This is a genomic window from Streptomyces sp. NPDC051173, from assembly GCF_040689515.1.
Lineage (GTDB): Bacteria > Actinomycetota > Actinomycetes > Streptomycetales > Streptomycetaceae > Streptomyces.
Genome location: NZ_JBFBBD010000074.1, coordinates 1 through 12,590, shown reverse-complemented (window position 1 = coordinate 12,590; position 12,590 = coordinate 1). Strand labels below are relative to the sequence as shown.

Annotated in this window: 5 protein-coding genes; 3 read left to right on the top strand and 2 right to left on the bottom strand. The window is 72.9% G+C overall.

All coding sequences use genetic code 11. The features are described from left to right. The first annotated feature begins 163 nt into the window (after positions 1-163). Positions 164-7,741 carry an SDR family NAD(P)-dependent oxidoreductase gene (locus AB0435_RS28155; RefSeq protein WP_366428243.1) on the top strand — a complete coding sequence of 2,526 codons (7,578 nt, stop codon included), beginning with the start codon at positions 164-166 and terminating at the stop codon, positions 7,739-7,741. Here AB0435_RS28155 and AB0435_RS28150 read toward each other — a convergent pair. Further along, entirely contained in the window at positions 7,680-10,025 is a 2,346-nt protein-coding gene (locus AB0435_RS28150) for an MMPL family transporter (protein ID WP_366428242.1), read from the bottom strand. The two genes, AB0435_RS28155 and AB0435_RS28150, sit on opposite strands and share 62 nt — an antisense overlap. Positions 10,026-10,210: 185 nt before the next feature. Between AB0435_RS28150 and AB0435_RS28145 the strand changes: the two genes are divergently transcribed. Together AB0435_RS28145 and AB0435_RS28140 are read left to right on the top strand one after the other, a co-directional pair. Beyond that, positions 10,211-10,822, top strand: a complete 612-nt coding sequence (locus AB0435_RS28145) for a hypothetical protein (protein ID WP_366428241.1) — start codon at positions 10,211-10,213, stop codon at positions 10,820-10,822. 111 nt (positions 10,823-10,933) lie between these two features. Next, the gene (locus AB0435_RS28140) at positions 10,934-11,278 is read left to right on the top strand and encodes a hypothetical protein (RefSeq protein ID WP_366008145.1); all 345 of its coding nucleotides are present in this window, start codon (positions 10,934-10,936) and stop codon (positions 11,276-11,278) included. 149 nt (positions 11,279-11,427) lie between these two features. On the opposite strand, the gene AB0435_RS28135 is transcribed toward AB0435_RS28140, so the two are convergent. Next, the gene (locus AB0435_RS28135; protein ID WP_366008146.1) at positions 11,428-12,051 is read right to left on the bottom strand and encodes a hypothetical protein; all 624 of its coding nucleotides are present in this window, start codon (positions 12,049-12,051) and stop codon (positions 11,428-11,430) included. Positions 12,052-12,590: the final 539 nt, after the last annotated feature.

The following is a 12,590-nucleotide window of genomic DNA, read 5'->3' as shown; positions in this document are numbered from 1 at the left end:
CCGACATATCGGGATGAGTTATGGTCTCGCGCACGTGCCGTGCGGCTGGATCCCCGAGACCCGGCCGCACGGCACCGCGGTGGAGCGATGACCGCGCAGCACGTACTCGCCCTGCCCGTCGGGCGTCCCTGTCCATCGGCCCCAAGAGGAAAGCTGTTCGCACATGCGTGAATTCAGGACCGCGGCTTCGGATCCGGCGATCGCGGTGGTCGGCGCGGCATGCCGGTTCCCCGGCGGAGTCAGGGATCTCGACGGGCTCTGGGAGGTGCTGGAGCAGGGCCGCGACGTGATCGGCGAGGTGCCGCCGGACCGCTTCGAGTCACGGAGGTTCGTCGACACCGCCATGCCGCGCGCCGGGAAGAGCTACACGGCCGCGGGCGGCTTCCTGGACGACGTCACGGCGTTCGACGCGGGCTACTTCGGCATCGCGCCGAAGGAAGCGGCCCGGATGGACCCCCAGCACCGGCTGCTGATGGAACTGGCAGTCGAGGCGCTGGACGACGCCGGCATCGCCCCCGACCGCCTCGCGGGCTCCGACACGGCCGTGTACGTGGGGGTTTCGGACACCTCCTACGGCGGGCTGCAGATGATGGTGCCGGAGTCCGTCAACGCTTACACGATGTCGGGCTCGGCCTCGTCGATCGCCGCGAACCGGCTGTCCCACTTCTTCGACCTGCGCGGCCCGAGCATGGCCGTGGACACCGCCTGTTCCTCGTCCCTGGTGGCCCTGGACCGGGCCTGCCGGACCCTGCTGGACGGCAGCAGCCGCGCCGTGCTCTCCGCCGGCGTCAACGTGCTGCTCAGCCCCTACCACTATGTGGGGTTCTGCCAGGCGTCCATGCTCTCGCCCACCGGCCGGTGCGCGTCCTTCTCGGCACACGCCGACGGGTTCGTGCGCGCGGAGGGCGGTGGCCTGGTCGTCCTCAAGCGGCTCGTGGACGCCATCGCCGACGGCGACCGCGTGCACGGGGTGATCCTGGGCAGCGCGTCCAACAGCGACGGCAGGACGATGGGCCTCGCGCTGCCCAACGCGGAGGCGCAGGAGGAGCTGTTGCGCGCCGTGTACGCCGAGGCGGGCGTCGGCCCCGACGAGCTGGTCTACCTGGAGGCGCACGGCACCGGCACCCTGGTCGGCGACCCGCTGGAGTGCAGGGCCATCGGCCGCGCCATCGGCAGGAACCGCACCGGCGGCGTCCTGCCGATCGGCTCGGTCAAGACCAACATCGGGCACCTGGAGCCCGCTTCCGGCATGGCCGGCCTCCTCAAGGCCCTGCTGGTGCTCCGGCACCGGGCGATCCCGCCCTCCCTGCACGCCTCCCCGCCCAACCCGGACATCGACTTCGCGGCGCTCAACCTCGCTCCCGCCGAGCGGCTCAGGCCGCTGCCCGTCACCGGGCGCCCCGTCGTGGGCGTGAACTCCTTCGGGTTCGGCGGCTCCAACGCCCACGTCATCCTCACCTCCTCCCCGGCCCTGCCGTCCGCCCCACGCGAAAGCGACCCGGCCGCGGAGCCCGTGGCACTGCCGGTGATCGTCTCCGCCCGCACCCGGCAGGCACTGGAGAAGGCCGCGGCCGACCTCGCGGACCGGCTGTCGGAGGCGACGTCGCAGGAGTTCTACGACATCGCGTACACCACCTGTCTGCGGCGCGGGAAGCACCCGCATCGCGCGGCCGTACTGGCCACGGCGGGCACCGCCGCCCAGCGGCTGCGCCGGTTCGCCGGAGAAGCGGCTCCCGCGAGCGCCGCGGAGCCCCCGGCCATCCCCTCCCCGCGCGACGACGAGGCCATCGGCACCACCGCGCAGGCGGTCGGACACGGCCGCGTCGCGTTCGTTTTCTCCGGCAACGGCTCGCAGTGGGCGGGCATGGGAGCCGAACTGCTCACGAACAACGAGGTGTTCAAGGAAGCCGTCGCGGCCGTCGACGCGGCCCTCGCTCCCCACCTGGGCTGGTCGGTCACGGAGGAGCTCACCGCACCCACCGACCGGGCGCGCCTGGAGCTCACCGAGATCGCCCAGCCACTGCTGTTCGCCGTGCAGATCGGCGTGGCACGGATGCTCCAGGAGCAGGGCGTCGTACCGCACACCGTGCTGGGCCACAGCGTCGGAGAGGTCGCCGCCGCCCATGTCGCAGGCGCCCTCGACCTGGAGCAGGCCGCGCGGGTGGTCGCCGCGCGCAGCCGGACCCAGGCGGCCACCGCCCACATGGGCCGCATGGCCGCCGTCGGCCTGTCCGCGTCACGCGCCGGGGAACTCCTCATCGCCCACCCCGGGCTGGAGGTGGCGGCGGTGAACAGCGCGCGGGACGTGACCGTCGCCGGGCCCGCGGTACAGCTGAGGGAATTCGCCGAGGAAATGTCCCGGCAAGGAGTGGCCTGCACGGAACTCGACCTGGACTACGCCTTCCACAGCGCCGCGATGGACCCGATCCGGGAACCCCTGTCCACGGAGCTGACCGGACTGCGGCCCGCCCCGGCACACATCGCGATGATCTCCTCCGTCACCGGCGGACCGGTCGACGGCACGAGCCTGGACGCCGACTACTGGTGGCGCAACGTCCGTGAGCCCGTCCGGTTCGCCGCCGCCGTCGAGCACGCCCTCGACGACGGCACGGACGTCCTGGTGGAGATCGGACCGCACCCCGTGCTCCGCTCCTACCTGCGACGGATCGCCGCCACCCGGCCCCGTGCGCCGATCGCTGTGACGGCCACCCTGCGGCGTGGCGTCGACGCACGCGTGGCCATGAGTCAGGCCGTGACGGCACTCATGGCCCAAGGCGCCCAGGTGGACTGGAGCGTGCACTTCCCCCGCCGGGGCCGGGTCACGGCGCTGCCGGCGTACCCCTGGCAGCGGGAGCGCCACTGGAACGGCACCCCGCAGACATGGCTGCGCACCAGCGGCTCCGGGCTCCTGGACCACCCGCTCCTCGGCGAGCGGCTGCCGTCCCCGCTGCCGACCTGGCAGGGCGCGGTCGAACCGGCGCTCACGCCCTGGCTCGTCGACCACAAACTCGCCGGCTCCGTCGTCGTCCCGGCCACGGCCTACGTCGACATGGCCCTGACGGCCGGGCGCCTCACCCTCGGCGCCGCCGCCGAGGTCGACTCCCTGGAGATCACCCGCCCCCTCGTCGTGCCCTGGGCGGACGCCGGCAGCGTACGGATCCAGACGGCCCTCACCCCCGACGACGGGCTGGTGGAGATCACCAGCACCGACGCGCAGACCCGGCAGCCGCGCCCTCACGTACGGGCGAGGGTCCGCACCCTCCTCGGCCGGGCACCCGCGCCCCTGGACGTCCCCGCCGTCCACGCACGCTGCGCGCGCGTCGTGAGCGGCGAGGAGCACTACGAAGCCGTCGGGCGCGCCGGCCTCCAGTACGGCCCCGCCTTCCAGGTGCTGCCGGAACTGCGCGTGGGGGACGGCGAGGTGCTGGCCGCCTACCGGCACGACGCCCCCGCCGAGGAGTACGAGGCCCACCCGGCCCTGCTGGACGGAGCCCTGCAGGCGGGCGCGCCGCTGCTCGCCGACGCGGTGGGCGACGGCGACGTGTACCTCCCGGCCGCCATCGGAGCCGCCCGGGTGTGGCGCGCGCCCGCCGCCTCCGGCTGGATCCATGTGCGCAATCGGTCGTTCTCGGCGGCCGAGGCCTGCTGGGACATCGTCGTCACCGACGAGGACGGCACGGTCAGCGTCGAACTGGAACGATCCCGGCTGCGGCGCCTGGCCGCAGGCCACCGCACAGCCGTGACCTCCCACCACACCGTGCTGCGCGCGGCACCGCACGCCACGGAGCCGGTGACGGGCAAACCTCCGGTGACGCCCAAGGACATCGTGGCGGCAGCGGCCGACCGCGTGGCGGCGCTCCGCACGGACTGGCACGAGATGGACTACGAAGGATTCGTGACCGTAGTCAAGGAAGCGAGCGCCCACCGGCACGCGGCCGCCATCGCGGCGCTCCTGCCGGATGCCCGCGCCCCCTTCGACGCAGCCGCACTTCTCACCGCGGGCATGGACCCGCGGCGCACCGCCTACTTCGAAGCGATGATCCCCGAACTGCACCGCCACGGCCTGCTGGAACGGGAAGCCACCGGACAGCTGAGACTGACCCGGACCACCTTCGACGATCAGGAACTGCTGCGTCGGCTGGCACAGGACTTCCCGCGCGGCTCCACCGAGAGCCGCCTCGCCGTCCGCGGCCTGCGCGACGTCCTCACCAGCGACGGCACGGACCCCATGGACCTGCTGGTGTCGGACGGCAGCCTCACCGACTTCGAGCAGCTCTACGACACCGCCGCCACCATGCGCCTCCACAACCGCCTCGCGCAGGCACTCCTGAGCGAAGCGGTCCGATCCTGGCCCGCCGACCGGCCGCTGCGCGTCCTGGAGGTGGGAGCCGGCACGGGCGGTGCCGCGGCCGCCCTGCTCCCGCTGCTCCCGGCCGAGCGCACCCAGTACGTCTACACCGACATCTCACCGGTCTTCCTGGCCCGCGCCGAACGGCGCTTCGCCGCGTACGACTTCGTCACGTACCGCACCTTCGACCTGGACACCGACCCCGACGGCCAGGGACTGCCCGAGGCGGGCTTCGACATCGTCGTCGCGGCCAACGCCCTCCACACGGCCAAGGACCTCACCGCCGCGCTGCGCCGTGTCGCCACGGTCCTGGCTCCCGGCGGGCTGCTCCTGGCGGTCGAGTCCCACGACCCATACGTCCTCGCGCCATGCTTCGGCACGCTGGACAGCTTCTGGAACCGTACCGACCACGACGAGCGGCCGGATTCGCTGCTGCTGCCCGCCCATCGATGGCCGGACCTGCTCGCGCGGTGCGGCTTCACGGACACCGTGCTCACCGGCGACGACGCCATGCCCTGCCGTGAGGACTTCTCCGTCATCCTCGCCGCCGCCCCCGAGCGCACCGTCGCCTCCCCACCACCGGTCACCACGGCGCCCACCACCCGCTGGATCGTCGCCGCGGAGACCACCGGCGAACTGGAGCTCGCCGAGGCACTGGCCGGGCTCCTCCCGCCGGCCGACGGCGGAATGTCCCAGGCGCGGCTGGTGGACGAGGACGCGGCCCAGTGGGTGCCCGGCGAACTCGGGCAGGGCGCGGCCCTCTGCGTCGTCCTGGGCGACGCGCCCTCGACCGACCCGGACGACCTGGTGGCGCTCACCACCCGGCGCGCGGCTCTCCTGCGTGCCGTCTCGGCGGCCTGCGCGGGGCTGCCGGACGGCAGGCAGACACCGCTGACCGTGGTGACCCGGCCCAGCGGCGCGCTCCCGGCCCCCGAACGGACCACCGCCACCCAGGACGCCGCCGTGTGGGGCATCGCCCGCACTCTGGCCAACGAGGAACCACGACTGGCCGTCCGCACTGTCTCGCTCGACCGCAGCGGGGAGACGGCCACCGACGCGCTCCGGCTGGCCCGGGAACTCCTCGCCGACCACGCCGAGACCGAAGTCGTGATCACCTCGGGCGGCGGCAGGTTCGTACCCCGCGAGACGCCCCTGCCCGCGGACCACCGCATGGTGAGCGCCACGGGACCGCAGCCGTTCGCGCTCGACGTCCGTACCCCGGGCCTGTCCTACCAACTGCCCTGGACCGAGAGGACACCGGCCACGGCGGGCCCGGGCCAGGTCGCGATCGCCGTACGGGCGGCCGCCCTCAACTACCGCGACATGATGCAGGCGGTCGGGCTGCTGCCCGCCGAGGCGATCGAAGGCACCTTCAGCGAGGTCGGCCTCGGCCTGGAATGCGCCGGAATCGTCACCGCCGTCGGCCCCGACGTGACCGGATTCCGGCCGGGCGACCGGGTGTTCGGGATGGCACCCGCCTCCCTCGCCTCGCACACCCTCACCGCCGCCCAGGCCATCGGGCACATCCCCGACGGCATGAGCTTCACCGAAGCCGCGACCCTGCCCGTCGTCTTCTCCACCGTCCACTACAGCCTCGGCCACCTGGCCCGGCTCGCGGCCGGCGAGACCGTCCTGGTGCACGGCGGGGCGGGCGGCATCGGGCTCGCGGTGCTGCAGTACGCCCGCCTGTGCGGCGCCCGGGTGATCGCCACTGCGGGCACCCCCGCCAAACGGGAACTGCTGCGCCACCTGGGTGTCGACCACGTCTTCGACTCACGGAGCCTGGAATTCGCCGCCCACGTCATGGAGGTCACCGGCGGAGCCGGCGTGGACGTCGTCGTCAACTCCCTCGCGGGGGAGGCCATCACCCGCAGCCTGGAACTCCTGCGACCGGGCGGGCGCTTCATCGAGCTGGGCAAGCGGGACATCTACGAGAACAAACCACTCCTCCTGCGCCCCTTCCGCAACAACATCGCCTTCTTCGGCGTCGACCTCACCACACTGGCCTTCGACCCCTGTGCCGTTGCCAAGCTGTTCGCCGACGTCACCGAGCGCGTACACGACGGGTCCTACCGCCCGCTGCCGCACCACGTGTACCCCGCCGCCCGGGTGGCCGAGGCGTTCCAGCTCATGCAGCACTCCCGCCACGTCGGCAAGGTCGTCGTCGCCTTCGACCCGCTGGACGAGCCGGTGCGGGTCGAGCGGCGCACCCAGGCGCCGGGCCTCGACCCGCACGGCACCTATCTCGTCACCGGCGGCCTGAGCGGCTTCGGTGCCGCCACGGCCGTCCGGCTCGCCGAGCGGGGTGCACGGCACCTGGCCCTGGTCGGCCGCCGCGGCGACAGGACTCCCGGGGCCGCGGACCTGCTGGACCGGCTCGCCGGGCACGGTGCACGGGCCACAGCGTACGCGGCCGATGTCGCCGACCTTCCCGCGATGCGGCGCGTCATCGACGAGATGGACACCGGCGGACACCCGCTGCGGGGCGTCGTCCACTGCGCCATGCAGCTGGAGGACGACCTGCTGACCGAGCTCACCGACGAGCGGTTCGCCGCCACCTTGAAGGCGAAGATGGCCGGTGCCCTGGTGCTGGACCGCATCCTCGGGGAAAGGGACCTGGAGCTGTTCACGCTGTACTCCTCCGGCACGACTTTCCTGGGCAACGTCAGGCAGTCCAACTACGTGGCCGCCAACCTCTTCCTCGAAGCCCTCGCCCGCCGTCGCCGCAACGCCGGAGCCGCCGGAGAGGCCATCGCCTGGGGCGCCATCGGCGAGACCGGATACGTCGCCCGCAACGGCCTCACCCGCACCCTGGCCTCGGTCGGCATCGAACCCCTCACGCTCCGCCAGGCGTTCGCCGCACTCGACCGGCTGCTCGGTGGTGACGTCGAGGTGGCCGGTGCCGGCCGCTACAACTGGTCCCGCCTGCGCGGCCTCCTGCCCTCCCTGGGCGCCCCCCGCTTCTCCCTGCTGCTCCCCGAGCGGATGGGCGACGCGGACCGGTCCCGGGAGGAGATCCTGCGCGCCCTCGCGGCCATGGAGCCCGAGGAGGCGGTACGGGCCGTCGCCGACGCGCTGGCCCACCTGCTGGCCGACGTCCTGCACATGGACGCGAAGGACCTCGACCACCACCGCAGGCTCGACGAATACGGCCTCGATTCGCTGATGCTCGCCGAGATGCTGGTGTCGCTGCGCCAGCGGTTCGACGTCGAGATCCCGCCGCTGGAACTCCTGCGCAGCGGAGGCACGATCACCGACGTCTCCCATCTGGTGCTGCTGCGCCTCGGGCTCGCGGGCGGCCCCGACGGCACCGGGGCGAGTGACGCGGCCGCTACCGAGGGGACCGCGGCGGTAGGTGCCCAGGCCGGGGAGCGGACGACGTCACCGGTGTGAGCGAGGTGTCCCGGGGGCCCGGCAGGCCCTCGGCGCCATGGGTCCCGGACCGGTGCCACCGGCCCGGGACCATGCGTTCGTGGAGCAGGGCGAGGGGCCGGGGCGCCCACCAGTTGGCGTGACCGGTCAGCCGCATGAAGGCGGGTACGAGCACGCCCCGCACCACGGTGGCGTCCACCAGGACCGCCAACGCCAGCCCGCAGCCGAAGAGTTTGAGCAGGGTGATGCCGGAGGCGGCCAGCGGGAACAGCGCGGCCGCGAGGACGGCCGCCGCGGCCGTGACCGTCCTGCCGGTGCGGGCGATCCCGGTGACCACGGCGGCCCGGTGGTCGCCCGAGGCCCGGTACTCCTCCTGGACGCGCGAGATGAGGAACAGTTCGTAGTCGACCGAGAGCGCGAACGCGGCACCGAAGATCAGCACCGGCATGGCGGTGTCCAGCTCGCCCGTGACGGTGAAGTGCCCGAACAGGTCCCGGAGATGGCCGTCCTGGAAGACGTACACCATGGCCCCGAAACTCGCGCTCAGGCTCAGCGCCCCCATCAGTACCGCCTTGACGGGGATGAGGACCGAACCCGTGAAGAGGAACAGCAGGAGCAGAACACTCCCGACGACGATCGCCGCCGCCCCCGGCAGGGCGCCCAGAACCGCGTTCTTGGTGTCCAGCACCCGGGCCGGACGGCCCGCGACCAGGTGCGGCCCGGGAGACGGCAGCGCGCGCAGCTCCTCGACCAGCCGCTCGTCCTGGGACGGCGGGCCGCCGCCGATCACGGACAGCCAGGTCGCGCCCCGCGTGATGTAGAGGAGCGAGCCGACCGAGGGGCCCGCGGTGAGCCGGCCCCTCTCGTAGACCCCGCCCGCCGTGGAGATCTCCCGCACCGCGGGGAGGGCCGAGACGCGACGCGCGTAGGCGTCCAGCCGCTCCTGCTGGTCCACGGCGTCGGTGCCGGTCAGCAGCACGGCCAGGGTGCGGTTCCACGGCAGGTCGAATTCGCGCTCGATCCTGGTGGCCGTCGCGTGCGACTCCACCCGCGCCGGCAGGACGCGCTCGTCGGTGACGCCGAAGTGGACGTGGGCGAAGGGAAACGCCAGCGTCACCAGGAACAGGGCCGCGCAGCCGCCTGTCGCCACCGGCCGCGCCGTCGCGACGCGGGCCGCGCGGTGCCAGAGCGAGGCGTCGTCGTCCCGCCGCGCCCGGCGCAGCGGCGCGAACGCGTCGCCCCGGTCGATACGGGTGCCGATGACGGCCAGCAGGGCGGGCAGGACGAGCGCGGTGGTCGCCGCCGCCAGCACCACCACGCTCATCCCCGCGACGGCCAGGGAGCGCAGGAATCCCAGCGGGAAGAGGAGCAGCGCGCTCAGGCAGACGACGACCGTGGCCGCGGAGTACAGCACGGTCCGGCCCGCCGTGCGCATGGTGCGGGCGACGGCCTCGGCCGGGCCGCCGCCGGTGGCCGTCTCCTCCCGGTAGCGCGTGACGACGAAGAGGCCGTAGTCGACGGCCAGTCCGAAGCCGAGCGCGGTGGTGATGTTCGACGCGAACGCGGAGACGGGCATGACCGCCGTCAGCAGCCGCAGCACCGCGAACGTGCCCGCCACCGCGAGCCCCCCGACGGCCGCGGGCAGCAGAGCGGCCGTCAGCGAACCGAAGGCGAACAGCAGGACCAGTACGGCCAGGGGCGCGCCGATCAGTTCGGCCCGGAACAGCTCCTGGCCGCTGAGCTCGGTGGCCTGCGCCATCACCCAGGCGGGGCCGGTCGCCGTGACGCGGAGCGGGCCGTGCCGGCCCGTCAGCCGCGGGACCAGCGTCGCCGCGCGGCGCGCCGCCATGTGTTCGCCGCCTTGGATGTCGACGGTGACGAGGACGGCGTGCCCGTCCCTGCTCAGCAGCCGGGAGTCCCCGACCGTCCAGTAGGACAGCACCCGGCGCACCCCCGGCTGCTCCGCGGCGAGGCGGGCGAGCTCGCGGCCCGCCTGCTCCACGGCGGGGTCGGTGACGGGTACGTCGGCCTCTGCGCGCAGGACGAGATCGGGAATGCCCGCGTCGAACCGCTCCTTGAGGATGCCCTCGGCGCGCATCGCCTCGGTGCCGCCCGCGATGTAGCCGCCGTTCGACAGGCGGGCGGGGGAGCCGAGCGCGGCGAAGGCCAGCAGGGTTCCCAGCCCCAGGGCCGTCACCAGCACCCACCACGGACGGCGTACGGCCCACCGCGCGGCCCCGCCTCCTTCCGCGCTGCCCTTCCGTGCACGGGCTGTCGGGTCGGGCACGGCACGGCGCCATCGCATGTGCGGGTCCTTTCGTCGGCGTGGCGATCGTGGCGAAAGGAGGGCGACTGGAGCAAATGTCTAGTAGGCCGTGTGGGTGGGGAAAACGGGATGGATCTGGCAAGTGGGAGATGGTTCGGCTAGCTTGCGTCACTCGAACTGGACCAGGCGACCGCAAGAACCCTCCAGCGCAAGGAAGAAGACATATGCCCGACAGGGCTCACACCACCGTCGGAGCCACCGCCCCGGTACGTCGCGGCATCACGGCACTGGCCGCGGCCGGGGCGGCGCTCGTGCTGCTCGTGACCGGCGCCGACGCCGCCCTCGCCCAGCCCTCCGCACGGGCGGGCGGCACCCTCAAGTGCGCCCTGCGCACCGCGCCGGGCGGCCGTATCACCTTCACGCCCGCCGTCTCCAGCACACCCCGGCGCATCTCCGCCCACGGCACCGTCGACCTGGACGACTGCGCCTCACCCGACGGACGCCAGCCACACATCAGGTCCGGCCGGCTGGTGCTCGGCGGCAGCGGGCTCGCGACCTGCTCCGGAGCCACCGGCGTCCAGGGCACCGGCACCGTCACCTGGTACTCCAAGGCCAACCGCACGGGCCGCGTCATCGGCCGGACCACGCTCCGGCCCACCTCCGGCGGCGGCCAGGGCTACACCCCGGTCGACTCCTTCCTCAGCGGCGAGGCCGTCTCCGGCCCCATGGCGGGCCACACCTTCTCGGGCACCGCCGTACCCACCAACGACGTCAAGAGGTGCTTCACGAGCGGCCTCGGCTACATCGAAGGACGCGGCAGCCTCACCGTCGGCTGACGCGAACGCCCGCGCCGGCGCGGGCAAAGTGATGCGGGCCACCGATGGTGGGTATCGGGCTGGGTGTGCGGCCGCCGTGCGGCGGCACACCCATCACCACGGAGGTGGAGCATGACGCAATGCCCTTATCCGACCCCGCATCCGATCCCACCCGCCGTCCAGGAGGCGTACGGCCCGGCCGATCTGGGCTCGATGCCCATGTTCGCGGGCGGATACATCAACTTCGGCTACTGGCGGGGCATCGACTTCCAGGGCACGCTGCCCCTCGGTGGGCGCCAACGTGCCGAGTACGTCGTGGTACATGGCCAGTTGACTGCTGATCCGGTCGTGTTCGGTCAGTGCCCGGTCGAGGCCGTCGCGTGGAAGACCGACGACTGGCCCCGCAACTTCCTGCGCGCCTATCGCGAAGGCACCCTCGACTACTTCACGGTCACCGCGGAGCGCCCCACCGGGTGATGAGTCGTCAGGTCACCTGAGCCCACCGGTGCGATACCCGCACCCCGGGCCCCGTCCCGCGCGCTCCGAGGGAGTCCTCGTGCCGCGGGCCGGGGCCCTGGGAGTCAGCCCGCGCCTATTGTCGGCGCCGGGCCACCGGTGTGTGCCGGTCAGGCCTTGGCCGTGGCCTCTTCGGCCTCGGGCGCCGGGGCCGGGGCGGCTGCCTCGGGTGCGGCGGCGTCCTTGGTCCCGGGCGCGGTGTAGAACACCGAACCCTGCTTGCGCTCGCGCTCCAGCCTTCCCTTGGCGACGAGTGCCTCCACGGTGTTGCGCACGACCTGGGTGCTCGCGACGCGCTCCGGGTGGGCCTGGCCCAGCTCGTTGACGACCTCGCTGACCATACGCGGCTGGTGGTGCCGGCCGAGCAGGCCGAGGACCAGCTCACCCAGGGTGGGACCGTCACCCTTCTTCGTACGTGTCGCGGTCGCCTTCGGCGCCTCGGCGCCCTTGGCCGGTGCCGCCTTCTTCCGGCGGCCCTGTGTGCCGGCCGCCTTCTTCGCCCGGCGCGGCTGCGGCACACCCGCCGTGACCGCGCTCTTCCCGGCCTCCTTGGCGGGAGCGTCCTGCTCCTTGGCCACCGTGCCCCGCATGCCCATCAGCCAGGCGCGCTCCGTCTCCAGCTTCACGAGGCGGGCGCGGAGAGCCTCCTGCTCCTTCTCGTTGTTCTCCAGATCAGCCGCGAACCGTGCCGCGTACCGAGCCTGGATGTCGGCGTCGTCCATACCGTCGGTCATGAACCGCTCCCTTTCCTGGGCAGGTGTGTTGTTGCGGGATGCTACTCACTCAAACACAGAGTCAGTTGCCATGTTGCCGACCGGATACCCAAATCCGACGTCCTCTGTGCAACTTCGGGGTTCCGTATCCCACACCATGTCCAACTTCTGGGGGGTCACACCGGCCGCGAACGGTACGACTTCCGCCGCCTGGCTGCCAGGAGCAACCAACTGAACCACATCGGCAACAGCAACATGCTCGCGGTCACGACCCCGGGCCGCCCGCACCGGGAGAACTCCGACGGGTCCGGCGAAAGCGAAGCGCCGCTGTGCTCGACGGGTAAGTACAGGTAAGTACCGTCGGGCACAGCGGCGCTTCGTGGCGTCGCTCCGGGATTCACTCCGTCGGGCGGAGTGCCAGTGCCGCCCGCTTCACGGCCGAGGCCACCGCTTCCGTGGCTCGCGCGTTGAAGACGCTGGGGATGATGTAGTTGGCGTTGAGTTCGTCCTCGGCGACGACGTCGGCGAGGGCGCCGGCGGCGGCGAGCATCATCTCGGTG

What these genes read in the sequence shown, in the direction of transcription:
- AB0435_RS28155 (WP_366428243.1), top strand. Translation starts at nt 164, where the DNA reads ATGCGTGAATTCAGGACCGCGGCTTCGGATCCGGCGATCGCGGTGGTC.
- AB0435_RS28150 (WP_366428242.1), bottom strand. Translation starts at nt 10,025, where the DNA reads ATGCGATGGCGCCGTGCCGTGCCCGACCCGACAGCCCGTGCACGGAAG.
- AB0435_RS28145 (WP_366428241.1), top strand. Translation starts at nt 10,211, where the DNA reads ATGCCCGACAGGGCTCACACCACCGTCGGAGCCACCGCCCCGGTACGT.
- AB0435_RS28140 (WP_366008145.1), top strand. Translation starts at nt 10,934, where the DNA reads ATGACGCAATGCCCTTATCCGACCCCGCATCCGATCCCACCCGCCGTC.
- AB0435_RS28135 (WP_366008146.1), bottom strand. Translation starts at nt 12,051, where the DNA reads ATGACCGACGGTATGGACGACGCCGACATCCAGGCTCGGTACGCGGCA.